The following is a 26,972-nucleotide window of genomic DNA, read 5'->3' as shown; positions in this document are numbered from 1 at the left end:
AAGGATCCCACATGCAATCCCCCTCACCACTACAGGCATTACGTGACCAGTTAGTTGCGCTGGAGCTGGACGGCATTATCGTTCCACGCGCTGACGCTCATCAGAGTGAAGACTGCGCACCGCATGACAATAAATTGCAGTGGCTGACCGGTTTCACCGGATCGGCGGGCATGGCGCTGGTATTGCGCGATAAAGCGCTGCTGTTCGTCGATGGCCGCTACCAGGTGCAGGTGCGCAACGAGGTGGATCTCAGTGCGTTTGAAATCCATCATTTGCACAACGAGCCGCTGGATCAGTGGCTCAATGCTTCACTGCCCGCCGGGAGCCGCATCGGTTTTGAGCCGTTGCTGATGGTTAACAGCCAGTATCAGGCGCTGAGCGCGACGCACTGCCGGTTAAGTGCGCTCACCACCGATCCGTTTGATGCTATCTGGCGCGATCGCCCGGCGGCGCCGTGTGGGGCTATCCGCGAAATGCCGGTTGCGATCAGCGGTGAAAGCAGCGCCGACAAACGTGCGCGAGTTGCCCGTGTGCTGGCGGAAAAAGGGGCGGATTTTCTCGCTATCACCCTGCCGGACAATATTGCCTGGCTGTTGAACATTCGCGGTTCGGACATCGCAATGAACCCGGTGGCGCACTCTTTTGCCCTGCTGAGCCGCAACGGCGAGGTGGAGTGGTTTGTCGCGCCACCCAAGACAGCCTCGCTGTCCGCAGCGCTCACCTCCACACTGACGCTCAGCGATGTTGATGCCTTCCTGCCCCGTTGCCAGCAGGTGGCGGCGGGTAAAAAGATCCTGCTCGACGGCGATTTCGCACCTGTCGCACTGCGTTTTGCCATTGAACAGCACGGTGGCGAGGTACTGTGGGGTGCCGATCCGATTACCTTTATCAAAGCGCATAAAAACGCGGTCGAACTGGCGGGTTATCGCGAAAGCCATCGACAGGACGGCGCAGCATGGGTCAACTTCCTGGCCTGGCTGACGCATGAAGTCCCGGCCCGCGAAGCGGCCGGCAACCCGCTCACGGAACTGGAAGCTCAGCAAAAACAGCTCGAATTCCGCCAGCAACAGCCCGGTTTTATCGAGCAAAGCTTCAGCACCATTTCCGCCTCCGCCAGCAATGCCGCCATGTGCCACTATCACAGCAGCGAAAAAACCAACCTGCCGATTACCCGCGCCCATCTCTATCTCAATGACTCCGGTGGTCAGTACCAGAACGGCACGACCGACGCGACGCGTACATTGTCATTTGGCCCGGTGGATGCGCCGCAACGCCTGCACTATACCGCCGTGCTGAAAGGCTTTTTGTCGATGTTCACCCTGCAATTCCCCAGCGGTACGCACGGGCATCAACTGGATGCCTTTGCCCGCCGCGCACTCTGGGATTTAGGGCTGGATTTCGATCACGGCACCGGCCATGGCGTGGGCCACCAGTTGCTGATCCACGAGCAGCCACAGCGTATTGCCAAAAAGGTCAACCCATGGCCGCTGTCTGCGGGCAATATCATGACCATCGAACCGGGTTATTACCTGGCCGATCGCTACGGTATTCGCATCGAAAACCAGGTCGAAGTGGTGGAAAGCCAGCCGGGTTTCTGCCGCTTTGCGTCGCTGACGCTGATCCCTATCGATTTAAGCCTGGTCGAGTGGAGTTTGCTCAGTGAACAAGAGCAGCAGTGGCTGGATGATTATCATCAGCAGGTACGCGACACCCTGTCGCCGCTGGTCGACAGCAAGGCCCGCCCGTGGCTGTTTGCCGCCACCGCGCCACTGCGCGTTCAGGCCGGGTGACGCCACCATCAACAGATAAAGGGGCGCAGATGCGCCCCTTTTTATCACGTCCGTTCCTGCTCTTCAGTGGTGCCCCATCCCGCTTTTTCCTGCGCGAGAAACCCGGTGGCGACAGCATGACACAACGCCGCTTCCTGCCCGATCCCGGTATCGTCATCGTAGTAAATGCCGGAAAGCCCCAACCCTATCAGACACAGCATGTGCAACACGCGCAATGCGCGCACCTCCGGTGTTGCAGCAGGATGAACAATAATACAGGGCGCAGTGGCGAACGCTATCACCACCCCTTGAGGATCTTCACCCGGACGCGGAGGTATTCCCTCCGGACCCGGTTTAACCACGCGAATGTCAAGCGCCGTGATGTGCTGCACCAGTCGCTCATAATAGGCTTCGCTCTCCACCGGCTTCGGCTCCTCATCCACCGCCAGATAGCGTCGGAGCGATTCCACAATCGCCTCCGCGTTACTGTCGGCGCATAAATAACCGACAAAAGGGTTTGCACGACTTTCCGGTTGCCGCAGTTGTTCAAAGCGCTGAAGCTGAGACTGATACCACGGGTGGCGCTTCATTTCAGCCAACAGTTCACGGAAACTTTCTGCCCCCATGTCACCCCGTTGCATAAACTCGCGCATTTTTTCCGTCACAAATTCACTATTCTTCATGGTGATTACCTTCCTTTGGTCATCAGATAAAAAAAATATTGGAGATACAAAAATAACCCTATTGATTTCACCGTGCTGAGGCAAATATCTTTGCATTGCACAGCGTAATAAAAACAATTTCTTCGGCCTCGCTTCCAGAACTCGCCATCTCACTTTACAGACTGATAACAAATAATATTGCACAAAATCCTGTGACTCTGTTCAATATGCGTTCTGTGTATTCGTGTTATTTATGCGTAATCGTTTTTACATGAAGCAATTAAATGATGAACGCATATGAATTGCAGGCATTACGCCATATTTTCGCCATGACCGTTGAAGAGTGCGCTATCTGGATTGCACCGGAAAACACCGCAGCGGAGTGGCAGTCATGGGAAAATGGCGAGAAAGCGATCCCGGCGGATATTGTTGCAAAATTACTCGAACTGAGAAAAAAAAGACAAACTCACATCAACGCCCTCATCAACCGAATAAATAATCGTATCGGCAATAATACGATGCGTTTTTTCGCAGATTTAGCCGCTTTTAAGGCGGTATATCGTGATGGCGATTATCTGGACTGGAAAGTTTATCAGTCGGTGGCCGCCGAACTCTATGCACACGATCTGGAACATCTGTGTTAACGCGGTTGAGCGGCTCACGCCACTGATGATTCATTTTACCGTCACGCAGTACACATAAAGATGAAAAATGCATATCTCTCTACGGCACTGGGTCTCTATCTGAATTACCTGGTACATGGCATGGGGGTCATCCTGATGAGCCTCAATATGTCCGCGCTCGAACTCCAGTGGCAGACCAACGCGGCCGGTGTCTCGGTGGTGATCTCGTCGCTCGGTATTGGCCGGTTAAGCGTCCTCTTTTTCTCCGGCGTCTTATCCGATAAGTTCGGTCGACGCCCCTTTATTATCTTCGGCATGATCTGCTATCTCGCGTTTTTTTTCGGCATTATTAATACGCACAACATTCTCGTGGCCTACGCCTTTGGCTTTATCGCCGGGATTGCCAACAGTTTTCTCGATGCCGGAACCTACCCCAGCCTGATGGAGGCATTTCCACGCGCGCCCGGCACCGCGAATGTGCTGATCAAAGCGTTTATTTCCGCAGGGCAGTTTCTGTTACCGATGATCATCAGCCTGCTGGTGTGGGCGGAACTGTGGTTTGGCTGGTCGTTTTTGATTGCCGCCGCCATTATGATCCTCAACGGCGTGTTTTTGCTGCGCTGCACGTTTCCACCGCACCGCGGGCGTCAGGCCCTTGCCGCCAAACCTGCGCCAGACAGCGCGGCAACGCCGGTTAAACACCGCTGTTCGGTTATCGATCTCGCCAGCTATACGCTGTATGGCTATATTGCAATGACCACGTTTTATCTTATCAGTCAGTGGCTTGCGCAATACGGTCAGTTTGTGGTGGGCATGTCTTATACCGCTTCCATCAAACTGCTCAGCGTCTACACCTGTGGCTCGCTGCTCTGCGTATTTATTACCGCCCCGCTGGTGCGGAAAACCGCCAGAACCATGACCCTGTTGATGTTGTACACCTTTATTTCGTTTGTGGCGTTATTGACGGTGTGCCTGCATCCCAGCGTGTCTGTGGTGGTGGTTTTTTCGTTTGTCATTGGTTTCTCCTCGGCGGGTGGCGTAGTGCAGATTGGCCTGACGCTGATGGCCGCCCGCTTTCCGCATGCGAAAGGCAAAGCCACCGGCATTTATTACAGCGCAGGAAGTATCGCCACCTTTACCATCCCGTTGATCACCGCACGCCTCTCAGAACACAGCATTGCCGATATTATGTGGTTTGATACCGCCATTGCCGCTGTTGGTTTTCTGCTGGCGCTGTTTATTGGTCTGCGCAGCCGGATGGAATCCCGGCGTTTAGTCAATATATCGCCGCTCGCGGAATAACCTGCCGGGCGGCCCATGCAATATTGTTGACGCGCTTCTGCAACATAATACGGACGTTATTTACCGCCTTAATCATTCACGCCAGAAACAGCGTCAAAGACATTTCACGTCACATTTTACCCTGCAATAAACCTGGCAAATTAAACGCCATGCTATGTATGTCCGGCCACAGCAACCACGTACAGTAATCACTAAACTCGCTGCCGGATATCACAGTAACAGGCGCGGGAGAACAAATTTAAAATTAGCATGGAGCTGTGAAAAAATGTCTCAGAATAAGGCTTTCAGCACCCCTTTTATCCTCGCAGTTATCTGTATCTATCTCAGTTATTTCTTACACGGGATAAGCGTTATCACGCTGGCGCAAAATATGACGTCGCTGGCGGCAAAATTTTCCACCGACAATGCGGGCATTGCCTATTTAATTTCCGGTATCGGTCTTGGCCGGCTGGTCAGTATTCTCTTCTTTGGCGTGATTTCCGACAAGTTCGGTCGCCGGGCGGTGATTCTGTTAGGCGTTGTCTTATATATGTGCTTTTTCTTTGGTATTCCTGCCAGCCCGAACCTGATGGTGGCCTTTATTCTGGCCGTGTGCGTCGGCGTCGCCAACTCGGCACTGGATACCGGCGGCTACCCGGCGCTGATGGAGTGTTTCCCGACGGCGTCCGGCTCGGCGGTGATCCTGGTGAAAGCGATGGTCTCCTTCGGGCAGATGCTCTACCCGATGATCGTCAGCTATATGCTGCTCAATAACATCTGGTACGGCTATGGCGTGATCATTCCGGGCGCACTGTTTGTGCTTATCACCCTGCTGCTGTTGAAAAGCCGCTTCCCCGGTCAGCAGGTGGATGCCAGCGTCGCCAAAGCCTTACCGCAAATGAACAGCAAACCGCTGCCGTGGCTGGAAGGCGTGGCGTCGGTATTGTTTGGCGTTGCCGCCTTCTCGACGTTCTACGTCATCGTGGTGTGGATGCCGAAATACGCCATGGCATTTGCTGGTATGGCGGAATCCGACGCCCTGAAAACCATCTCTTACTACAGCATGGGGTCGCTGCTGTGCGTGTTTATCTTCGCCGCGCTGCTGAAAAAAACCGTGCGCCCTATCTGGGCCAACGTCTTTAACGCCGGGCTGGCGACGCTGACTGCGGCGGTCATCTATTTGTACCCGTCACCATTGGTGTGTAATGCCGGCGCTTTTGTTATCGGCTTTTCTGCCGCGGGCGGCATCCTGCAACTCGGTGTGTCTGTGATGTCGGAGTTCTTCCCGAAAAGCAAAGCCAAAGTCACCAGCGTTTATATGATGATGGGCGGACTGGCAAACTTTGTTATTCCGCTGATCACCGGTTACCTCTCAACGATTGGCCTGCAATACATCATCGCGCTGGATTTCGTTTTTGCGCTGCTGGCCTTCATCACCGCGCTCATTGTCTTCGTCCGTTACTACCGCGTGTTCAATATTCCAAAAAACGATGTGCGGTTCGGCGAACGGTATTTTCAATAAACAGCTTCGATTCACGATAAAAGTTCAAGGAGTTTATGATGGATGTTACTGCTAAATATGAACTGATTGGCCTGATGGCCTACCCTATCCGGCACAGCCTGTCTCCGGAAATGCAAAACAAGGCGCTGGAAAAAGCCGGGTTGCCTTTTACCTATATGGCATTTGAAGTCGACAACTCTACCTTTGCAAACGCTATTGCCGGGTTGAAAGCCTTAAAAATGCGCGGTACCGGCGTTTCCATGCCGAATAAACAACTGGCATGCGACTATGTGGATGAATTAACCCCGGCGGCAAAACTGGTCGGCGCCATTAATACCATTGTTAACGATGATGGCTACCTGCGCGGCTACAATACCGACGGCACAGGGCATATTCGCGCCATCAAAGAGAGCGGTTTCGACATCAAAGGCAAAACCATGGTGCTGCTGGGCGCCGGGGGCGCATCCACCGCCATTGGCGCGCAGGCGGCGATTGAAGGCATTAAAGAGATCAAACTGTTTAACCGCCGGGACGACTTCTTCGAAAAAGCCGTCGCCTTCGCCAAACGGGTTAACGAAAACACCGATTGCGTGGTCACCGTCACGGATCTTGAAGACCAGAAAGCCTTTGCGGCCGCCCTCGCCACGGCAGATATTCTCACCAACGGCACCAAAGTCGGCATGAAACCGATGGAAAATGAATCACTCATCAGCGATATCAGCCTGCTGCGCCCGGGATTGCTGGTCACCGAATGCGTTTATAACCCGCATATCACGAAGTTATTGCAGCAAGCACAACAAGCCGGTTGCAAAACAATTGATGGTTACGGCATGTTGTTATGGCAAGGGGCTGAACAGTTCAAACTGTGGACCGGTAAAGAGTTCCCTCTGGAATACGTGAAACAGGCCATGGGCTTCGAAGCCTGACAGGCTGGTGAAAAAAAAGGTACTCAATGAAAACCGTAACCGTAAAAAAACTCGTGATTGGCGAAGGGGCTCCCAGGATTATCGTGTCGTTAATGGGAAAAGATATCGCCAGTGTGAAATCTGAAGCGCAGGCCTATCGCGACGCGGATTTCGATATCCTCGAGTGGCGCGTCGACCATTTCGCCAATGTGGCCTCGGTTGAGGCCGTGCTGGAAGCCGCATCCGTGATCCGCAACATCATGGCCGATAAACCCCTGCTGTTTACCTTCCGCAGCGCCAAAGAAGGCGGTGAACAGGCGCTGTCGACAGAGCAGTATATTGCGTTAAACCGCGCCGCCGTGGACAGCGGGCTGGTGGATATGATCGATCTGGAGCTGTTTACCGGTGACGAACTGGTCAAAGCCACCGTGGAGCATGCGCATGCGAAAAACGTGAAAGTCATTATGTCCAATCATGACTTCCATAAAACACCGCCGGTGGAGGAGATCGTTCAGCGCCTGCGGAAAATGCAGCAGCTTGGCGCGGATATTCCCAAAATCGCACTGATGCCGCAAAACAAAACCGATGTCCTGACGCTGCTTACCGCGACGCTGGAGATGCACGAGCACTATGCTGACCGCCCTATCATCACCATGTCGATGTCTAAAACAGGGGTGATTTCACGTCTGGCGGGTGAGGTGTTCGGTTCCGCGGCCACATTTGGCGCGGTAAAAAAAGCCTCCGCGCCGGGTCAAATATCCGTTAGCGATCTGCGGACGGTATTAGCGGTACTGCATCAGGCTTAATAAACGACATTCAGGCGGGAAAACACACTCCCGCCTTTGATTAAAAGAAAATGACCGGACGTGAATATTTTCAATAAATATTCCGCGGATTCGTACGCCTTTATTTCGCTGCACGGCGAATAATGCGGCGACCCGCCCGGTTATTTCGAGGAGCAATGATGAAACCTGAAAGACCCACACGCATTAATGGGCGTGTCACTGTGCTGTCTGCGCAGGAAGCGGTGAATTATATTCCGGACGAAGCCACGCTTTGTGTTTTAGGCGCTGGCGGCGGCATTCTTGAAGCCACCACATTAATTACCGCTTTAGCGGAGAAATATAAACAGACGCAAACACCGCGTAATCTTTCCCTCATCAGTCCGACCGGACTGGGCGACCGCGCCGATCGTGGTATCAGCCCGCTGGCGCAGGAAGGTCTGGTGAAATGGGCATTATGCGGGCACTGGGGGCAATCACCGCGCATCTCCGATCTGGCTGAGCAAGGAAAAATCGCCGCCTATAACTACCCACAGGGCGTATTGACGCAGACGCTGCGTGCCGCCGCCGCCCATCAGCCCGGCATTCTCAGTGATATCGGTATCGGGACGTTCGTTGACCCCCGCCAGCAGGGCGGCAAGCTGAATGAGGTCACCAAAGAGGAACTGATCAAGCTGGTGGAGATCGATAACAAAGAGTACCTCTACTACAAAGCGATTGCGCCGGATATCGCCTTTATCCGCGCCACCACCTGCGACAGCGAAGGTTACGCCTCGTTTGAAGATGAAGTGATGTATCTGGATGCGCTGGTGCTGGCTCAGGCGGTGCATAACAACGGCGGCATCGTGATGATGCAGGTGCAGAAAATGGTGAAAAAAGCCACCCTGCATCCTAAATCAGTACGTATCCCCGGCTACCTGGTGGATATCGTGGTCGTTGACCCAAACCAGACACAGTTGTACGGCGGTGCGCCGGTGAACCGCTTTATCTCTGGCGATTTTACTCTCGATGACAGCACGCAACTCACCCTGCCCCTCAATCAGCGCAAGCTTGTAGCGCGCCGTGCGCTGTTTGAGATGCGCAAAGGCGCCGTGGGTAACGTCGGTGTCGGCATTGCCGACGGCATCGGGCTGGTGGCGCGGGAAGAAGGCTGCGCAGACGACTTTGTCCTGACGGTGGAAACCGGGCCGGTTGGCGGCATCACCTCGCAAGGGGTGGCATTTGGCGCCAACGTGAACACCCGCGCCATTCTGGATATGACCTCGCAATTTGATTTCTACCACGGCGGTGGTCTGGATGTCTGTTACCTCAGTTTTGCCGAAGTGGATCAGCACGGTAACGTCGGCGTGCATAAATTCAATGGCAAGATTATGGGCACCGGCGGCTTTATTGATATTAGCGCCACCTCAAGGAAAATTGTGTTCTGCGGCACGCTGACCGCCGCCGGTCTGAAAACGGATATTACCGACGGCCAATTGCGCATTGTGCAGGAAGGCCGGGTGAAAAAATTCATTTCTACGCTGCCGGAAATTACCTTTAGCGGAAAAATTGCCCTCGAACGCGGGCTGGATGTCCGCTATATCACCGAACGCGCGGTATTTACGCTGAAAGAAGACGGTCTCCATTTAATCGAGATTGCGCCAGGTGTCGACCTGCAAAAAGACATTCTGGACAACATGGAATTCGCCCCGGTTATTTCCCCTCATCTGAAACAGATGGACGAACGCTTATTTATCGACGCCACCATGGGGTTCGTCTTACCCGAAGCGGCTAATTAACAGGAGTACGATAATGGATTTTTCTTTAACCGAAGAGCAGGAGCTGCTGCTTGCCAGCATCCGCGAACTGATCACCAGTAACTTCCCGGAAGAGTATTTCCGCACCTGCGATCAGACAGCAACCTACCCGCGTGAATTTATGCGCGCGCTGGCCGATAACGGCATTTCGATGCTCGGTGTCCCGGAAGAGTTCGGCGGCATCCCGGCGGATTATGTCACGCAGATGCTGGCGCTGATGGAAGTGTCGAAATGTGGTGCGCCCGCGTTTCTTATCACCAACGGGCAGTGTATTCACAGCATGCGCCGTTTCGGCTCTGCCGAGCAACTGCGTAAAACCGCCGAAAGCACCATGGAAACCGGCGACCCGGCGTATGCGCTGGCCTTAACGGAGCCAGGTGCGGGTTCCGATAACAACAGCGCCACCACCAGCTACACGCGCAAAAACGGCAAGGTGTACCTGAACGGGCAAAAAACCTTTATCACCGGTGCGAAAGAGTACCCTTACATGCTGGTGCTGGCGCGCGATCCGCAACCGAAAGATCCGAAAAGAGCCTTTACGCTGTGGTGGGTGGATGCCAAAAAACCGGGCATCAAAGTCAACCCGCTGCATAAAATCGGCTGGCATATGCTGAGTACCTGCGAAGTCTACCTCGACAATGTGGAAGTTGAGGAGAGCGACATGGTTGGCGAAGAGGGGATGGGCTTTCTCAATGTGATGTATAACTTTGAGATGGAACGTCTGATCAACGCCGCGCGCAGCACCGGCTTTGCCGAATGCGCGTTTGAAGATGCCGCTCGCTATGCCAATCAGCGCATTGCCTTTGGCAAACCGATTGGTCATAACCAGATGATCCAGGAGAAACTGGCGCTGATGGCCATCAAAGTCGACAACATGCGCAATATGGTGCTGAAAGTGGCCTGGCAGGCGGATCAGCAACAGTCCCTGCGCACCAGCGCCGCACTGGCGAAACTCTACTGTGCGCGTACGGCGATGGAAGTGATCGATGATGCCATTCAGATCATGGGCGGGCTGGGTTACACCGACGAAGCGCGCGTTTCCCGATTCTGGCGCGATGTGCGTTGTGAACGTATCGGCGGTGGTACGGATGAGATCATGATTTATGTGGCGGGTCGACAGATCCTGAAAGACTACCAGGACTAAGCGGGTAAGCCCTCAGTTCCCGGTTTGCCGGGAACTGAGGTGACAACCTAAAACAACACCTTTTCCTGCGGATAAAAACCGGACCGATGCTCTTGCTCACTGACATTGTTTTTAAATTGTCGACGGTAATCGCTTGGCGAGCAGCCGCCATGACGCAGAAAAAGCTTGGCGAAGTGGTCCACATTTTCATACCCCACTCGCCAGGAGATTTCCGCCAGCGAATTGTCGGTATTGGTCAGCGCAAATTTGGCTTCGGTCATCCGCCGCTGGATCACATAGTTGATGGGAGAAATACGGTACTCTTTGGTAAATTCGTGACAGATATAACTGACACTGGCGCGAAATTGTTTTGACAACTGTTCGAGCGTTATTTTTTTGCGGTAGTTGTTATTTAAATAGACCAGAATATCTTTAATTAATGCATCTTTTTTAATATAGCCCTGCTCCGAACGGTAGGCATTTTTAAAATTCTCGTAGTACAACACCGTCAATGCATAGGCAAAGGCATCATAGACGGAGGACGTTAAGGTATTTTTACTTTGCGGCAACATTACGCTCAATTCATTAAATATGCTTTTAATCACCTCTTTCCCCTGCCCGGCGGAAATGACCGGACACGAGTGCGGTTGCAACAACTGGTGCTCTTCCCGGTCGCGAAAGCGGAAGCCATGCAGAGCGCAGGTGTAGGTGGTGGCGGGCGCGTTGGCATCCGATGCCACCGCATGCAACCGCCCCCGTTCAATCACCACAATATCATCCGCATGCGCGACATACAGCGAGGAGTCAATGATTAATCGCGCCACGCCTTTTTTGACGTAAATAAGCTCGGTTTCATTATCGTGAACATGATGCCCGGATTCCCAGGCCGGATCATCGCTGATGACAAAGCGTGAAAATCGGGGTGTTTCCCCCTGTGCGAAAAGGGGTTCCATGGCATTATCAAAGCATCGCTGATACATGACAACCTCACATTTTGAGAATAAGCCTAAACAAAATAATAAGGATAAAATAGAGCGAGCGCCGCGGTTATTCAACTGTACTTTACAGGTGCAGAACAAGATTATTTACCGGGCATGCAAGATAATATGTTTACGCGCACAATTTATTTTCACTGACTTTTATTTTGCTCAGCCGATCTCACTTTTTTTGCAAGATTGTTAGCAACGAAAACAGCTTGCCCCGTCGAAAACCCGATCCCGCTATCGCACACTATTTCCAGTCAAATTTGACCTTCCGTCGATGTTGGCGTCACCGCCAATATTCGCCCGCGACTTACAGGAGATGCCATGAAAATAATAACCTGCTTTAAACTGGTGCCTGAGGAACAGGACATTATGGTCATGCCCGACCATACGCTCAGCTTTGACAATGCAGAGGCGAAGATCAGCCAGTTCGATCTCAATGCCATCGAAGCGGCCACACAACTCGCCAGTGAAGGCGATGACGTTGCCGCACTGACCGTCGGCGGCTCACTGCTGCAAAACTCGAAAGTGCGTAAAGACGTCCTTTCCCGTGGCCCAAACAGCCTGTTTATGGTGCAGGATGCGCAACTGGAACACGCACTGCCGAAAGAAACCGCACAGGCACTGGCCGCTGCGGCAGAGAAAATGGGCTTCGATGTGATGCTGTTTGGCGAAGGTTCCGGTGACCTCTACGCCCAGCAAGTGGGCTTACTGGTTGGCGAGCTCCTGCAACTGCCGGTGATTAACGCAGTCAGTCGCATCCAGCGCGATGGCGCAACACTCACCGTTGAGCGCACGCTCGAAGAGGATGTGGAAGTGATCGAACTGACGCCGCCTGCCGTGCTCTGCGTGACGTCGGACATTAACACCCCTCGCATTCCTTCGATGAAAGCCATTCTTGGCGCAGGCAAAAAACCGGTCAATCAGTGGCAACCCAGCGATATTGGCTGGAACCCGACCTCGCCGCAGGCGGAACTGATGGAGATCATCGTACCGCCGGCCACCACGCGCAAACACATCATCCTCGACAATGATTCGCCGGAAGCGATCGCTGCCCTGGCCGAACACGTGAAAAAAGCCCTGAATTGAGCCCAACGGAGAAGAAGATCATGAGTCAATTAACCCGCGTCTGGGTACTGAGCGACAATGCTGAACGCTACGCAGAATTAATGACCGGCGCACGTCAATGGGGCCAGCAGGTGCATGCCATTGTGTACGGCGCTGAACAGGTAAACCGCCTGCAGGCGCTGGGCGCTGATAGCGTGACGGTGCTTGAGCCGCATTCTGACCTGCAACGCATTGAAAACTTCGCCGAAACGCTTGCCGCGCTGATTGAGCAACAGAGCGCCGGTCAACCCGCGTTGCTACTGATGACCACGACCAAACGCTGCAAAGCCTTAGGCGCACGGCTCAGCGTGCTGCTCAATGCCACCATGGTTAACGATGCAACGGCAGTCAGCGTTGACGCCAGCGGCGTCTGTGCGCAGCACCGCATGTATGGCGGCCTGGCCTTTGGTAAAGAAAAACTGAACAGTGCGCTGGCCATTATTACCCTTGCGCCAGGGGTGATGGAGCCCGCCGCCGCCGATCCCTCTCATACCTGCCCCGTCGCCACGGCGGAGTATATTGCGCCGCGCCATGAGATCCGTTGCCAGCAGCGCCGGGCGAAGACACTGAGCAGTGTGGATTTGAGCAAAGCGAAACGTGTGGTCGGCGTGGGCCGAGGTCTGGCGGCGCAAGACGATCTCGCCATGGTGCGTGAACTGGCCAGCGTGCTGGGCGCAGAAGTGGGATGTTCCCGGCCGATTGCCGAAGGCGAAAACTGGATGGAGCGTGAGCGCTATGTCGGTGTCTCCGGCGTGTTGCTGAAGTCCGATCTCTACCTGACGCTGGGCATTTCCGGTCAGATTCAGCATATGGTCGGCGGCAATGGCGCGAAGGTGATCGTCGCCATCAATAAAGACAAAAATGCGCCGATCTTCAATTACGCCGATTACGGCCTGGTGGGCGATATCTACAAAGTCGTCCCGGCCCTGATCGACGAGCTGAGCCACTGACCCTCGTTCTTACGCAGATATCCCGCTGCGCGGGCAGCGGGAAGGGAGCATAACGCATGTCGGATGAAAGATTTGACGCCATCGTGGTTGGCGCGGGCGTGGCGGGAACGGTGGCCGCCTATGTGATGGCTAAAGCCGGGCTGGATGTGCTGGTCATCGAACGCGGCAACAGCGCAGGCAGTAAGAATATGACCGGAGGCAGGCTTTACGCGCACAGTATTGAGCGCATCATGCCAGGCTTCGCGCAGAACGCGCCGATTGAGCGCACAGTGACCCACGAGAAGATCTCCTTTTTGACCGAAGAAAACGCCGTCACCCTCGACTTTCAACGGGAAAAACCCGCCCTCCCCGCGCAGGCCTCATACACCGTGCTGCGTAACCGGCTCGATCCGTGGCTGATGGAGCAGGCGGAACAGGCAGGCGCGCAGTTTATTCCGGGCGTGCGGGTCGACGCGTTGATCCGCGAGGGCAACCGGGTCACTGGCGTGCAGGCGGGCGATGACATTCTTGAGGCCAATGTGGTGATCCTTGCGGACGGCGTGAATTCCCTGTTGGGTCGCTCGCTGGGCATGGTGCCCGCCCCTTCGCCGCACCACTATGCCGTGGGCGTGAAGGAGTTGATTGGCTTGCCCGCCGCGCAAATTAACGATCGGTTTAACCTCGAGGGGAATGAGGGCGCAGCGTGGCTGTTTGCCGGTTCGCCCTCGAACGGCCTGATGGGCGGCGGGTTCCTGTATACCAACCGCGATTCGGTCTCTATTGGTCTGGTGTGCGGGCTCGGCGATATCGGTCAGGCCGGGAAAAGCGTGCCGCAGATGCTGGAAGATTTTAAACAGCATCCGTCCATTCGCCCGCTGATTCAGGGCGGTAAATTGCTGGAGTACTCCGCGCATATGGTGCCGGAAGGCGGTCTGGCGATGGTACCGCAACTGGTGAGCGACGGCGTGATGATCGTCGGCGACGCCGCCGGTTTCTGCCTTAATCTGGGCTTTACCGTGCGCGGCATGGACTTAGCCATCGCGTCAGCCGAGGCGGCGGCCAACACCGCAATCGCAGCAAAACGTCAGCAGGATTTCTCTGCGCACGCGCTGTCGGACTATAAACGCGCGCTGGAGCAGAGTTTTTTGATGCGTGATATGCAGCACTTCCGTAAGCTCCCGGCGCTGATGGAAAACCCGCGTCTGTTTACCCAGTATCCGCAAATGGTGGCAGGCATCATGAACGATATGTTTACCGTTGATGGCCGCCAGAACCAGCCGGTGCGCAAAATGATGATGTCCCATATGAAGAAAATCGGGCTGATGAATTTACTGAAAGATGGCATCAAAGGGGCGACCGCACTATGAGTCAGGAAAACAGCGTTAACGTTGACGTCAAACTGGGCGTCAATAAATTCCATGTCGATGAGGGCCATCCGCACATTATTCTGGCGGATAACCCCAATATTGCTGAGTTTCGCAAATTGCTTAACGCCTGCCCGGCCAATCTCTACAAGCAGGATGCCGACGGCAATATCCATTTCGACTGCGCCGGTTGCCTTGAATGCGGCACCTGCCGCGTGCTGTGCGGGGAGACCATCCTCGACAAATGGACCTACCCGGCAGGCACGTTCGGCGTCGACTTCCGCTACGGCTGATCCCGCAATACCGCCTGAAATTCGCGAAAGGACATCCGCTCACGATGTCCTTCCTGTTCGCACGTTTAACGGTTTATTGACTGAGAAGAGTTCATGAGCGTCACGATAACGTTTAATGCTGAACGTCGGGAAGCGTACCGACGGCAAGGTTTTTGGGGGGATGCATCGCTGGGAGATTACTGGCACCAGACCCTGCGCGCCATGCCAGACAAAGTCGCGGTGGTGGATAACCACGGCGCGTCTTACACTTACGCGGCCCTTGATCACGCCGCAAGTTGCCTGGCAACATGGTTGCTGAACAACGGCATTCAGCCTGGCGATCGCGTTGCGTTTCAGCTTCCGGGCTGGTGTGAATTTACCGTGATTTATCTGGCCTGCCTGAAAACCGGCGCGGTTTCCGTGCCGCTGCTGCCTGCATGGCGGGAAGCGGAGCTGGTGTGGGTGTTAAACAAATGCCAGGCAAAAATTTTCTTTGCCCCCACGCTGTTTAAACAGACCCGCCCGGTGGATCTGATCCTGCCGCTGCAAAACCAGTTACCCGGCTTACAGCGCATTGTCGGCGTGGATAAACTGGCTCCGGCGACAACCTCGCTCAGCTTCCACCAGCTACTGCAAGATAACGCCCCGCTCACCGCGCCGCGCCAGGTACACGGCGATGAACTTGCCGCCGTGCTGTTTACCTCCGGCACCGAGGGAATGCCGAAAGGCGTGATGCTGACCCACAACAATATTCTGGCCAGCGAGCGGGCGTACTGCGCGCGGCTGAACCTGACCTGGCAGGATGTGTTTATGATGCCAGCGCCGCTGGGGCACGCCACGGGGTTTCTGCACGGCGTGACCGCGCCGTTTCTGATTGGCGCACGCAGCGTGTTGCTGGACATTTTTACCCCGGCTGCCTGCATTACGATGCTGGAGCAACAGCGTTGCACCTGCATGCTCGGCGCGACACCGTTCGTTTATGACATTCTGTGCGCGGTAGAGAAGCAGCCAGCCGATCTCTCGTCGCTGCGTTTCTTTCTCTGCGGCGGTACCACCATCCCGAAAAAAGTGGCGCAGGGTTGCCAGCAGTTAGGGATAAAGCTGTTAAGTATTTATGGTTCGACGGAAAGCTCGCCCCATGCGCTGGTCAATCTTGACGATGCCCCCTCGCGAATGATGAACACCGATGGCTATGCCGCCGCCGGGGTGGAAATCAAAGTGGTGGATGAGTCGCGTAAAACGCTGCCGCGCGGCATGGAAGGAGAAGAAGCATCCCGCGGGCCGAATGTGTTTATGGGGTATCTCGGTGAGCAGGAGCTGACCGCCCGTGCGCTGGATAAGGAAGGCTGGTATTACAGCGGCGATCTCTGCCGCATGGACGACGCGGGGTATATCAACATTACCGGGCGTAAAAAAGACATCATCGTGCGCGGCGGCGAGAACATCAGCAGCCGTGAAGTGGAAGACGTGCTGTTGCAGCATCCTGCCATTGAGGATGCCTGCGTGGTCGCCATGCCGGATGAGCGACTGGGTGAGCGCTCATGCGCTTATGTGGTGCTGAAAACACGGGGGCAACCGCTGCCGCTGGAGGATGTGGTGGCGTTTTTCAGCCGTAAGCGGATGGCGAAGTATAAATACCCGGAACGCATCGTCATCGTGGATAAGCTGCCCAGAACATCCTCCGGCAAGATCAAAAAATTCCTGCTGCGCCAGGACATTATCCAGAGACTGAGCAACGAGAACGAATGCAACAGCCCGGCGCGGCGCTACTCGCATTCGTGATCGCCCCTGCTGTTGGATCGGCCGATCTGCTGGTGCAACCCCCGTCAGATCGGCAAACCACCCGGCATTATTGGGGCTGCTGTGTTTTCATTAACATCGCCGTCAGGGCAGAAAGCAGACACCCCGCCATCAGATAAATCGCCACCGAATGCCACTCGCCGCCGGAGAAGGTCAACAACGCGGCGGCAATAAACGGCGTAAACCCGCCGCCCACCACGCTGGCAACCTGATACCCCACGCCCGCGCCGCTGTAGCGATAACCCGCGCCGAACATTTCCGTGAACATCGGCTGTTGCACGCAAACCACCATATCGTGGGCGATATTGGCCAGCATCAACGAGAAAATCACCACGCCGAGGATCGATCGCGCTTCCAGCGCCATAAAGAACGGAAACGCGCTCAACGCGCCCAGCAACGCACCGGTAATATAGACGCGTTGCCGCCCGTAGCGGTCCGCCATCCATGCGAACAGCGGAATAGTCAGGCAGCTGATGCCGCCAACCAGCAGACCAATATTGAGGAACAGCTCGCGCGGCAACCCGAGGTTCTGCGTCGAGTAGTTAAGCGCAAACGCCGTGACGATATACATCGTCAGCAGTTCGCACAGGCGCAGAGCGATAATTTTTAAAAAGGCAGCCGGGTGACGCACCAGCGCTTCGAACACCGGCAGACGTTTTTTCTCACCCGTTGATTGCTGTGCCTGCGTATGCTCAAACTCGGCGGACTCTTCCATGCCGTTGCGCACCCACAGCGCCCCCAGCACCAGCACAATGCTGAACAGGAACGGCAGACGCCAGCCCCAGCTCAGGAACTGCTCGTCGGTGGTCAGGCTGCTGATTAACGACACCAGCCCGGTGGAAAGCAGCAGGCCAACGCCATACCCCACCTGCACACCGCTACTGTAGAAGGCTTTTTTGCCTTTGGGCGCACTTTCCACCGCCAGCAGCGCCGCACCGCCCCATTCACCCCCAACGGCAAAGCCCTGAAGGGCGCGCAGAATCACCAGCAGCGTGGGCGCCCACCAGCCGATGGTGGTGAACGACGGCAAAATACCAATACAGGCGGTAGCGATGCCCATCATCCAGACGGTCATCATCAACATCCGTTTGCGTCCCAGACGGTCGCCAAAATGGCCGAAGATAATGCCGCCCAGCGGGCGGAACAAGAAACCGACGCCAAAGGTGGCGAAGGCGGCAAGCGTGCCCATCGCCGGATCGATCTGTGGGAAAAACTCGCGGTTAAACACCAGCGCCGCGGTAATGCCATAGAGCAGAAAATCGTACCAGTCGACTACCGCTCCGGCAAAGCTGCCCCAGGCAGCACGGCGGGCGCGGTGAAGTGAAGGTGTCTCCTCGTTGGGGCGGGTTGTAATGAGCGTGGAGTCCATAGTTGTCCTGTCCGTTCCTAAAGTATCCGAATTTTTATAGTTATGTGTTGCGGGAAAAGATTACTCACATCGTGCGCAGCAAAATAAAAGCCGCACCTGAGACTACAGCGACAACCCGCAGGAGAAAACCCTTTTACGGGGTCGCGTGCACGAAAGGGGAATTTAACTCAGGGAAAGCGGATGCACAGACGATTATCCGGTGAAGCCTAAGAACAGGCGCAGAGAGGTGTTAACGCCGCACCATAGTGATCTGCTGCGTGACGAACGCACTGCGGAAATATTCGCGCAGCGCCGCCATCGCCGGGGTAAAACGGGCATCATAGCGCCACGCCAGACCGACGCTCATCGGATGTACATTATTGACCAGCGAACGGGTCTCAATGCGCCTTCCCTCCAGCGACCACGGCCGGTAGACCAGGTCTGATAAGATGGTGACGCCCGAACCATTGGCGACCATACTGCGCACCGCCTCAACGGAACTGGTGCGCAGGATGACGTCCGGACTCGCCCCGGCCTCTTCCCAGTAGCGCATGGCGCTATCTGCAGCTTCATCCACGGTGAGCATAATAAAGGGCTCGTCGGCCACATCTTCCAGCGTCACCTGCGATTTTTCACATAACGGGTGGCGCGATGGCAGCCACAACCGGCGCGTTGAGTTAAACAGGGTTTCGGCATAAATCGACTGATGGCGCAAATTCCCGGTCAACACCAGTGCCATATCCAGTGTCTGGTCTATCAGACCCTGCTCGATATCCTGACGCTCATACTCAAACAACTGGATATCAATGTGCGGATAGTCCTGCATCAGCCGCTGAAGGTGAAACGGCAAAAAATAGCCAATCACCGTGTAACTTGCCGCCAGACGCAGCGTGCCGCGCACGCCGGTATCGCTGACCGGCATACTGCGCACGGCGTTATCCACCGTTTGCAAAACGGTATAGGCATGATTGAGAAAGTGATTTCCGTAGTCTGTCAACATCATGCCATGCACCGAGCGGGTAAACAGTTTCTTACCTAAGAGTTGCTCCAGCTCCTGAATAGCGCCGGTGACCGCCGACTGCGAAATATTGAGATGGACGGCGGCCAGCGAGATCTGCCCCATTTCAGCCGTGGCGACAAAATAACGGATTTGGCGTAGCGTCAGCATCGATTTGCCCTCTGATCATTTCATCGTAAATGTTCGCAAATAAGCGTTCTGTTTTTCTGATATCAGCCTATCTAAAAATACTACTTTCCGGATACAAATAAATATTCATATAGTGAATTAATGCTCCCCACCGGAAATAAGTAATTATTATGATGCGAACCGTAGATATCAACTCCGATATAGGAGAAAGTTTTGGATCATGGGTAATCGGCGACGGCGTTGACAATGCGCTAATGACGATAATAAGTTCCGCCAATATTGCCACCGGGTTTCACGCTGGTGACCCCAATATTATGCACAGAACCGTTGAGGCAGCGAGAAAAAATAATGTAGCGATTGGTGCTCATCCCGGCTTTCATGATTTACAGGGTTTTGGTCGCCGCCATTTATCCATCCCAACAGAAGAACTGGTTAACGATATTATTTACCAGTTGGGGGCGTTACGGGAATTCGCGCGCTTATATGCGTTGCCATTGCAGCATATAAAACCCCACGGCGCATTATATATGCACCTGGCGCGGGATGACGCGGCAGCACTACATTTTGTCTCTACCCTGCATCAACTCGACGCCGGTCTTTATCTCTACTGTATGGCGAACTCGGCGGTCTGGCGGGCAGCGCAGCGGCTGGAACACCCGGTGATTACCGAGTTTTATGCCGACCGGGAGTATGACGATCAAGGGTTTATCGTCTTCACCCGTAGCACGGGTCGCCTCAGCGTGCAGGCGATCACGGAGAAAGTGTTAATGGCCTGCCTTGAGGGGAAAGTGAAAACCGTGACAGGCAATATAATCCCTGTGCATTTCGATTCAATTTGTATCCACAGTGATACACCTGGCGCGCTGGAAATTATCAGCTCGGTAAAAATGGCGCTGGTGAATAATGGCATTATCGTCTGTTCACCAGGCTCTGAAAAATAAACCCCGCTTATCTGGAGAAAAATAGAATGTCTGATATTGAAGTTATTTCACCGTTGCCGGGTGTTTTTTATCGGCAGCCATCACCGGAAGCGCCGCCCTTTGTTGAGGCCGGAGATAAAGTCGCAGCGGATACGGTAATTGGTTTAATTGAAGTCATGAAACAGTTCAGCGAAATATTCGCCGAGACCAGTGGAACAATCACCGCTATCACCATACAAAATGGTGATGCTGTCGAACCCGGACAGGTCCTGGCCATAATAAAAACCGATAACGAATAAGCGCAGCGGAGGAGATATGGCGGGGAAAATAAAAAAACTACTGGTTGCTAACCGTGGGGAAATAGCGGTGCGCATTATTCGTGCTGCGCAAACACTGGGGATCCCGACGGTAGCGGCTTGCAGCGAGGCTGACAGTGAAAGCCTCGCTGCCAATCTGGCCGATGAGGTGTGCATCATTGGCCCGGCACCAGCCGCGCGCAGTTATCTCAATATCAACGCGCTACTGGAAGCCGCTGCGCAAAGCGGCGCGAATGCTATTCATCCTGGTTATGGTTTCTTGTCGGAAAACGCCCAGTTTGCCGAACGGGTGGAACAGGCCGGGTATATTTTCGTCGGACCGGATGCGCAAACCATCCGGGTGATGGGCGATAAAGCCGCCGCGCGCCGTACTGCAGCAGATGCAGGCGTACCTGTTGTGCCGGGTTCACGGGTGCTGGAAACGGTGCAGGCGGCGCAAATTCGCGCCGGGGAAATCGGTTATCCCTGTCTGATTAAAGCGGCCGCTGGCGGCGGCGGTCGCGGGATCCGCGTGGTGGAGGATGATGAGGCGCTGGCGCGTGAATTCCCTGTCGCCCAGAGTGAATCAAAAGCCGCCTTTGGCTCCAGTGCCGTCTACCTCGAACGGTTTATCGCCCGCGCGCGGCATATTGAAGTGCAGATCCTGGGTGATGGTGAGCAGGTGATCCACCTGTTTGATCGCGAGTGTTCGTTGCAGCGCCGTCGGCAGAAAATCTTTGAGGAAGCGCCCTCGCCCGCCCTGAGTCCGGTCCAGCGGGCCACGCTCTGCGACAGCGCGGTACAACTGGCGCGGCACTTACGCTACCGCGGTGCGGGCACGCTGGAGTATCTGTTTGATGAAACGCGCGGCGAGTTCTGGTTCATTGAGATGAATACCCGTATCCAGGTGGAGCATCCGGTGACCGAAATGGTGACAGGCGTCGATCTGGTGCAATGGATGTTGCGTATTGCCAACGGTGAGCCGCTGACGCTGGCGCAGTCGGATGTACGCCTGAGCGGTAGTGCCTGCGAAATGCGCATTAACGCTGAAGATCCCGAGAAGAATTTCTTTCCCTGCCCGGGGCTAATAGACGGCGTGGTGTGGCCGGGAGGTGAAGGGATCCGCATCGACAGCCATGTTTTCAGTGGCTACCGCGTTCCCCCCTGGTATGACTCCTTACTGGCCAAAGTGATCGCCTGGGGCGCGGATCGTCCCCAGGCACTGGCTCGCGCACGCCAGGCGCTCGATAGCCTCGAACTCCGTGGCATCAAAACCACCGCGCCGCTTCACCAGTGGCTGCTGCAACATCCGAAATTGCAGGCGGGTGAATTCACGACAACCACCCTTGAGCAGTGGCTGGCGGAGCGCGACTCATCGGCTCAGATACAGGAGATCCGTCGCTATGGTCAGTAACCCGATTCGCTACTCGTTTGGCGGGGATGAACACCTCTTTGCCGAAATTGAAGAGTCCATGTCGTTAAGCGCCTTTTTCCGCGGCCTGACGCTGACACGGGCGCTGGAGGCGTGTCAGCTTCCCGGCGTGCTGGATATCTGCCTTGCTAACGCCTCTTTCCAAGTACGTTTCAACCCGGACGAACTCCCGCCGCACACCCTGCTCGCCAGACTACAGGCGCTGGAGGCAGACCGTGATGGCGACAGTACGCTGGCGACGCGCATCATTGAAGTCCCGGTGCTGTACAACGACCCGTGGACACACGAGACGTTAATGCGTTTTCGCGATCGTCACCAGGCGCCGGAAGGAAGCGACCTCGATTATGCCGCACACATCAACGGTTATACGGATAAAGACGCGTTTATTGCCGCCCACAGCGGGACGCCATGGTTCGTGTCGATGGTGGGGTTTGTTGCCGGGTTACCGTTTATGTACCAGATGGTCGGGCGGGAAAAACAGTTACAGGTGCCGAAATACCTGCGCCCGCGTACCGATACGCCGGGTTTGTCTCTCGGCCATGGCGGCTGTTTCGGCTGTATCTACTCCGTGCGTGGCGCGGGGGGGTACCAGTTGTTTGGCATCACGCCGATGCCCATTTACGACCCGGCGCAGCGTCTGCCGTATCTGCAAAGCGAAATGGTGTTTTTCAAAGCGGGAGACATTGTTCAGTTTCGCGCGATCGACCGCCAGACCTATGACGACATCCGCGAGCAGGTGAAAAACGGTGTCTTTTCTCCGCGCATTCGCGATGTGACGTTTGTGCTTGCCGACTTTCTTGCCGATCCACAGGGCTATCCGCAGCAGTTGAAAAGGGGGCTGTATGACCATCAATGTGATTAAGCCCGGCCTTGCCACCACGGTGCAGGATACCGGGCGTGAAGGGTATTACCACCTCGGGATACCGCCCTCCGGTGCGCTGGATCCTTACTCGATGCAGATGGCGAATCTGCTGGTGGGAAATGCGGTGGATGATGCCGTACTGGAGATGACGCTGCTGGGGCCGGAGCTCCATTTTTCCGCCGACGCGCTGGTGGCCGTGTGCGGCGCATCGATGACGCCGATTATCGACAATCAGCCTGCCGCTGCGCACACCGCGCTGTATATCCGTGCCGGGCAACATCTGCGCTTTGCGCCTGCACGCCAGGGATGCCGCGCATATCTGGCAATTTCAGGCGGGATTGATGTGCCGCGCGTACTGGGTAGCCGCTCAACCTATACGCTGGGTGCGCTGGGAGGTTTTCAGGGGCGTCGGCTGGCGGCGGGCGACGTGCTCAATGTTCACCCGGTCAACGACGTGCGTTCCCACCGGGAAGGGAACACCGTTCCCGACGCGTTACTGCCGGTGCTGGAAAAATCCGTCACCCTGCGACTGGTGCCGGGTCTCTATATTCATCGCCTGACCCCAGCGGCGGTAGACACCTTCTTTGCTGACAGCTGGCATGTGAGCACCGAAGCCGACCGGACAGGCTACCGCCTGAAGGGCGGACAGCCACTGGCGTTCACGCCACGGACGCCGCCGTTTGGCGCGGGCTCCGATCCGTCCAATATTGTCGATGCCTGTTACCCGATTGGCTCCGTTCAGGTGCCGGGAGGACTGGAACCGATTGTTCTGCTGCGCGATGCGGTGTCGGGCGGCGGTTATATGACGTTGGGGACGGTCATCAGCCCCGATCTTGCCATTCTTGGTCAGTTACAGCCGAATCAACACGTTCGTTTTATGCCCGTCACGCTGGATGAGGCGCTGGTTGCCCGCCGTCAGTCTCAGCAGCGACTGGCGCAGTTAGCGAACGTGTTGCGTTAACCCTGCCTGGGGCATCGCCCCGTGGCGTCACTCTTTGGTTATTGCGTGTTTCAGGAGGTTGCTATGGCTTCAGCTCCACAATCCCGCGCTGCGGATAATGTTGATCGGTCAGCGCTGCCGGAACCGGCGCGCATGGGAAAACTCTCCCTCACGATGGCCTGGTGGGCGGTGTGCAGCGCCGTGTTTTACATTGTGGTTGGCGCGTCTCTGGCGCTGACCTACGGCGCGGTTAACGCCATTATTGGGATGGCATTATCCGTGGTTTCTTACGGTTTGATTAACGGTGTTATCAGCCGCTTCGCCATTCGTAGCGGCTTGTCTGTCGCCCAGTTCTCACGCCGCCTGTTCGGGCGGATGGGCGCATCGCTGGCGACGCTGATCTTCTTCTCCACCGCCATTTATTACGCCGTGTTTGAAGGCTCCGTTATCGCCTTTGCCATCAACCACCTCTTTCCGGGCGTGGTCTACTGGGCGGCGGCGGCACTGGTGGTGCTTTACAGCGTGCCACTGATTTTCGGCAGCGTTCAGCACTGGCTGGATAAATTTAACGGCGTACTGCTGCCGTTCTATCTGCTGGGGTTACTGGCGACGATCGTCGTTTCGGTGATGCACTACGGCTACCAGGCAAACTGGCTTCAGTATGGCCCGGCCAATCCTTCTCCGTGGGGCTGGTGGAACTGCTTCACCTATTACATGGGCGTCTGGGTATTAATGATGTACACCTTCGATTACGCCCGGTTTGGCCGAGAAGAAGACAGTAAGTACCACGCGCGTTTTAACTTCGGCATGCCGTTTTATCTGGTCACGTTTTTCCTCAATGGCGTGGCGGGGATTTACCTCGCCAGTAGCCTTCATGATGCCGGAGCACTCAGTGAAACCGCGGTAGTGGTGGCGATTTTAAATCTGCTGGGGATTGCCGGGTTGGGGTTTGTGTGGGTGACGCAGACGCGGATTAATACCGCCAACTATTATCTCGCCACCGTCAATATGCAGGTCTTTTTCCACAGTTTGTTTAACCTGAAGTTGCCCAAACTGGTCTGGGCGTGCGTGGTGGGCGTGGTGGTGTATATCCTGATGCTGGCGGATGTGTTCGCCTGGTTGTTGCAGGCGCTGGCCTATCAGGGCGTTTTCGTGGTGGCCTGGGTGGGCGTGGCGTTGGCCGGGATTGCCCAAAACGTGCCGTCCGATCACGAGCAAGTTGCCATTAACCCGGTGGGGGTGGGCGCATGGTTTATCAGCGTGGCGCTGGGGATTGTATTGATGCAGGGACCCGCCTCATTCGCCGCGTTTTCGGCAGTGGCCACGTTTGTCTCCGCCTGCGGTTTGTACACGCTCTTTAGCCAGTGGGCGCGGGTGAGTGTCAATAAACTGCCCAAACCCCGACGCCCGGCAAGTGTTCGCCGCTGATCGATACATGGCGGTACAGCAGAAAGCAAAAAGCCCGCTAAAAAGCGGGCTTTTCTAAATTTGGCTCCTCTGACTGGACTCGAACCAGTGACATACGGATTAACAGTCCGCCGTTCTACCGACTGAACTACAGAGGAATCGTGTGAACGGGGCGAATATTAGCGGCGCCCCCTGCCCTTGTCAAAGCCTGAATTCACATTTCAGCGCGTTTGCCGAATTATTCTCCACTCTGTGCAGAAAGAGGGCGTTGCGCTGGCGTTTTCTGCGGCTTCGGGTACTTCCACAGCCAGCGTCCGCTGACCATACGCCAGTAAAACAACACGCCGCGCACCGCCCAGTCGAGGAACATCCCCAGCCAGACACCGATGACGCCCATGCCGAGCATGATCCCCAGCACGTAACCCGCCACCACGCGGCAACCCCACATGCCAAGCATCGACACCCACATAGCGAAACGGGCGTCGCGTGCGCCTTTCAGCCCGGCGGGCAGCACCCAGGAGGCCGCCCAGATTGGCATAAACGCAGCGTTAAGCCACAGAAGCACTTTAACCACCTCTTTTACATCCTCTTCCCGGGTGTAAAACGCGGCGAACACCCCTGCAAACGGCGCGGTCCCCCAGGCAATCGCCGTCAGAACAAGCGTTGAAAGCCAGAACACATGCCGCAATTGCCGTTCCGCCTGCGCGATCTGCCCTTTGCCCAGCCGCTTGCCAGTGATAATGGTCGAGGCAGAACCGAGGGCGTTGCCCGGCAGGTTGATCAGCGCCGCCACCGAGAAGGCGATAAAGTTACCGGCAATGACGTTGGTGCCCATCCCGGCGACGAACATTTGCGTCAGCAATTTGCCGCCGTTAAACAGTACCGACTCGATGCTGGCGGGAATACCGATGCCCATCACTTCCCAGATAATGGCGAAGTTCAGTTTCTCGAAATAACTCTTCAACGAGATGCGCAGCGCCGGATTAAACCCAATCATCAGCACCCAGATAATCGCTACCGCGCCAATGTAGCGGGAGACAGTCAGCCCCAGCCCCGCCCCGGCGAAGCCCATGCCTTTCCAGCCGAACAGACCGTAAATCAACACGCTGCTGATCAGGATATTGAGAATGTTCATACCGCCATTAATCAACAGCGGGATTTTGGTATTGCCCGCGCCACGCAGCGCACCGCTGCCAATAAGCGCAATGGCCGCCGCCGGGTAGCTAATGACGGTAAGCTCCAGGTAGGTCAGCGCCAGCGCTTTCACCTCCGGCGTGGCCGCCCCGGCAATAAAATCGACAATTTGCGTGCCGAAAGCGTGGATTACCGCCGCCAGTACAATGGCAAATAAGGTCATGATCACCAGCGATTGCCGCGTGGCCGCCCTCGCCCGTTCCGCGTCGAGTTTGCCAAGGCTAAAGGCCACTACCACCGTGGTGCCGAGATCGATAGCAGCAAAAAAGGACATCACCACCATGTTGAAGCTGTCTGCCAGGCCAACACCCGCCATCGCTTCTTTACCCAGCCAGCTCACGAGGAAGGTGCTGAGCACGCCCATCATCAGAACGCAGGTGTTTTCCAGAAAGATAGGTACGGCAAGGGGGGTGATTTCTCGCCAGAGCAGGACACGGTAACTCTTACGTTTTTTGTACCAGGGGGTGCGCATGACAGCCTGGCGCAGGGTGGTGACGACGTTCAAAATTTTCCTTAGCACGAAGGGTGA

At 55.6% G+C, this 26,972-nt stretch carries 24 protein-coding genes and 1 tRNA gene; 19 read left to right on the top strand and 6 right to left on the bottom strand.

All coding sequences use genetic code 11. The annotated features are described in order from the left end of the window. The first annotated feature begins 11 nt into the window (after positions 1-11). Positions 12-1,790 carry an aminopeptidase P family protein gene (locus ACQ3G7_RS03390; RefSeq protein ID WP_430888835.1) on the top strand — a complete coding sequence of 593 codons (1,779 nt, stop codon included), beginning with the start codon at positions 12-14 and terminating at the stop codon, positions 1,788-1,790. Between the two features lie 44 nt (positions 1,791-1,834). On the opposite strand, the gene ACQ3G7_RS03385 is transcribed toward ACQ3G7_RS03390, so the two are convergent. Next, positions 1,835-2,452, bottom strand: a complete 618-nt coding sequence (locus ACQ3G7_RS03385) for a hypothetical protein (protein ID WP_430888834.1) — start codon at positions 2,450-2,452, stop codon at positions 1,835-1,837. 266 nt (positions 2,453-2,718) lie between these two features. On the opposite strand from ACQ3G7_RS03385, the gene ACQ3G7_RS03380 reads away from it, so the two are divergent. The 7 genes from ACQ3G7_RS03380 to ACQ3G7_RS03350 all read left to right on the top strand — a co-directional run bounded on the left by ACQ3G7_RS03380 (position 2,719) and on the right by ACQ3G7_RS03350 (position 10,463). Beyond that, on the top strand, positions 2,719-3,075 hold the full coding sequence (locus tag ACQ3G7_RS03380) for a YdiL family protein (RefSeq protein ID WP_263100880.1): 357 nt from the start codon (positions 2,719-2,721) through the stop codon (positions 3,073-3,075). Positions 3,076-3,135: 60 nt separating this feature from the next. Then, positions 3,136-4,356: an MFS transporter gene (locus ACQ3G7_RS03375; RefSeq protein WP_430888833.1), complete on the top strand. Its 1,221-nt coding sequence runs from the start codon at positions 3,136-3,138 to the stop codon at positions 4,354-4,356. A gap of 265 nt (positions 4,357-4,621) precedes the next feature. Continuing rightward, positions 4,622-5,857, top strand: coding sequence for an MFS transporter (locus ACQ3G7_RS03370; protein WP_263100337.1), 1,236 nt, complete (start codon positions 4,622-4,624; stop codon positions 5,855-5,857). A gap of 38 nt (positions 5,858-5,895) precedes the next feature. After that, positions 5,896-6,762 carry a quinate/shikimate dehydrogenase gene (gene ydiB / locus ACQ3G7_RS03365; protein ID WP_430888902.1) on the top strand — a complete coding sequence of 289 codons (867 nt, stop codon included), beginning with the start codon at positions 5,896-5,898 and terminating at the stop codon, positions 6,760-6,762. 26 nt (positions 6,763-6,788) lie between these two features. Then, positions 6,789-7,547: a type I 3-dehydroquinate dehydratase gene (aroD, locus tag ACQ3G7_RS03360; RefSeq protein WP_430888832.1), complete on the top strand. Its 759-nt coding sequence runs from the start codon at positions 6,789-6,791 to the stop codon at positions 7,545-7,547. A 158-nt stretch (positions 7,548-7,705) separates the two neighbouring features. Then, positions 7,706-9,301, top strand: coding sequence for an acyl CoA:acetate/3-ketoacid CoA transferase (locus tag ACQ3G7_RS03355; protein WP_430888831.1), 1,596 nt, complete (start codon positions 7,706-7,708; stop codon positions 9,299-9,301). Positions 9,302-9,314: 13 nt separating this feature from the next. Next, entirely contained in the window at positions 9,315-10,463 is a 1,149-nt protein-coding gene (locus ACQ3G7_RS03350) for an acyl-CoA dehydrogenase (protein ID WP_263100334.1), read from the top strand. A 47-nt stretch (positions 10,464-10,510) separates the two neighbouring features. Here ACQ3G7_RS03350 and ACQ3G7_RS03345 read toward each other — a convergent pair whose 3' ends face one another. After that, the gene (locus ACQ3G7_RS03345; protein ID WP_430888901.1) at positions 10,511-11,422 is read right to left on the bottom strand and encodes an AraC family transcriptional regulator; all 912 of its coding nucleotides are present in this window, start codon (positions 11,420-11,422) and stop codon (positions 10,511-10,513) included. Positions 11,423-11,749: 327 nt separating this feature from the next. On the opposite strand from ACQ3G7_RS03345, the gene ACQ3G7_RS03340 reads away from it, so the two are divergent. The 5 genes from ACQ3G7_RS03340 to fadK all read left to right on the top strand — a co-directional run bounded on the left by ACQ3G7_RS03340 (position 11,750) and on the right by fadK (position 16,879). Further along, positions 11,750-12,514 (top strand): electron transfer flavoprotein, encoded by a 765-nt coding sequence (locus tag ACQ3G7_RS03340; protein ID WP_430888830.1) that lies wholly within the window; start codon positions 11,750-11,752, stop codon positions 12,512-12,514. A gap of 20 nt (positions 12,515-12,534) precedes the next feature. Next, positions 12,535-13,482, top strand: a complete 948-nt coding sequence (locus ACQ3G7_RS03335; RefSeq protein WP_263100332.1) for an electron transfer flavoprotein subunit alpha — start codon at positions 12,535-12,537, stop codon at positions 13,480-13,482. Positions 13,483-13,538: 56 nt separating this feature from the next. Next, positions 13,539-14,828: an FAD-dependent oxidoreductase gene (locus ACQ3G7_RS03330; RefSeq protein ID WP_430888829.1), complete on the top strand. Its 1,290-nt coding sequence runs from the start codon at positions 13,539-13,541 to the stop codon at positions 14,826-14,828. Continuing rightward, complete coding sequence (locus tag ACQ3G7_RS03325; protein WP_430888828.1) at positions 14,825-15,118, top strand: ferredoxin family protein; 294 nt, start codon at positions 14,825-14,827, stop codon at positions 15,116-15,118. Before ACQ3G7_RS03330 ends, ACQ3G7_RS03325 begins: the two co-directional genes overlap by 4 nt. Positions 15,119-15,211: 93 nt before the next feature. Beyond that, positions 15,212-16,879: a medium-chain fatty-acid--CoA ligase gene (fadK, locus tag ACQ3G7_RS03320; protein ID WP_430888827.1), complete on the top strand. Its 1,668-nt coding sequence runs from the start codon at positions 15,212-15,214 to the stop codon at positions 16,877-16,879. A gap of 67 nt (positions 16,880-16,946) precedes the next feature. Here the strand turns inward: fadK and shiA are convergent, their stop codons facing one another. After that, positions 16,947-18,266 carry a shikimate transporter gene (gene shiA / locus ACQ3G7_RS03315; protein WP_430888826.1) on the bottom strand — a complete coding sequence of 440 codons (1,320 nt, stop codon included), beginning with the start codon at positions 18,264-18,266 and terminating at the stop codon, positions 16,947-16,949. 229 nt (positions 18,267-18,495) lie between these two features. Beyond that, positions 18,496-19,413, bottom strand: a complete 918-nt coding sequence (locus tag ACQ3G7_RS03310; protein ID WP_430888825.1) for a LysR family transcriptional regulator — start codon at positions 19,411-19,413, stop codon at positions 18,496-18,498. A 149-nt stretch (positions 19,414-19,562) separates the two neighbouring features. Between ACQ3G7_RS03310 and ACQ3G7_RS03305 the strand changes: the two genes are divergently transcribed. The 6 genes from ACQ3G7_RS03305 (at position 19,563) to ACQ3G7_RS03280 (ending at position 25,270) form a co-directional block, all read left to right on the top strand. After that, a complete protein-coding gene (locus ACQ3G7_RS03305; RefSeq protein WP_430888824.1) occupies positions 19,563-20,333 on the top strand; it encodes a 5-oxoprolinase subunit PxpA in 771 nt (256 codons plus the stop codon). A 26-nt stretch (positions 20,334-20,359) separates the two neighbouring features. Then, positions 20,360-20,611 (top strand): acetyl-CoA carboxylase, encoded by a 252-nt coding sequence (locus ACQ3G7_RS03300; protein ID WP_430888823.1) that lies wholly within the window; start codon positions 20,360-20,362, stop codon positions 20,609-20,611. Between the two features lie 16 nt (positions 20,612-20,627). After that, complete coding sequence (locus ACQ3G7_RS03295; RefSeq protein ID WP_430888822.1) at positions 20,628-22,022, top strand: acetyl-CoA carboxylase biotin carboxylase subunit; 1,395 nt, start codon at positions 20,628-20,630, stop codon at positions 22,020-22,022. Then, a complete protein-coding gene (locus ACQ3G7_RS03290; RefSeq protein ID WP_430888821.1) occupies positions 22,012-22,902 on the top strand; it encodes a 5-oxoprolinase subunit B family protein in 891 nt (296 codons plus the stop codon). The genes ACQ3G7_RS03295 and ACQ3G7_RS03290 overlap by 11 nt, the downstream gene beginning before the upstream one ends. Continuing rightward, positions 22,883-23,863, top strand: a complete 981-nt coding sequence (locus ACQ3G7_RS03285) for a 5-oxoprolinase subunit C family protein (protein WP_430888820.1) — start codon at positions 22,883-22,885, stop codon at positions 23,861-23,863. Before ACQ3G7_RS03290 ends, ACQ3G7_RS03285 begins: the two co-directional genes overlap by 20 nt. A 63-nt stretch (positions 23,864-23,926) precedes the next feature. Next, positions 23,927-25,270, top strand: coding sequence for a purine-cytosine permease family protein (locus ACQ3G7_RS03280; RefSeq protein ID WP_430888819.1), 1,344 nt, complete (start codon positions 23,927-23,929; stop codon positions 25,268-25,270). A 61-nt stretch (positions 25,271-25,331) separates the two neighbouring features. Here the strand turns inward: ACQ3G7_RS03280 and ACQ3G7_RS03275 are convergent. Then, positions 25,332-25,407: transfer RNA gene (locus tag ACQ3G7_RS03275), tRNA-Asn, on the bottom strand. Between the two features lie 80 nt (positions 25,408-25,487). Continuing rightward, positions 25,488-26,963 carry an EmmdR/YeeO family multidrug/toxin efflux MATE transporter gene (locus ACQ3G7_RS03270; RefSeq protein WP_430888818.1) on the bottom strand — a complete coding sequence of 492 codons (1,476 nt, stop codon included), beginning with the start codon at positions 26,961-26,963 and terminating at the stop codon, positions 25,488-25,490. Positions 26,964-26,972: the final 9 nt, after the last annotated feature.

The organism is Kosakonia sp. N21 (genome assembly GCF_050587465.1).
GTDB lineage: Bacteria > Pseudomonadota > Gammaproteobacteria > Enterobacterales > Enterobacteriaceae.
Note: the sequence above shows the minus strand (reverse complement) of the source record. Positions and strands in the feature narration are given on the sequence as shown.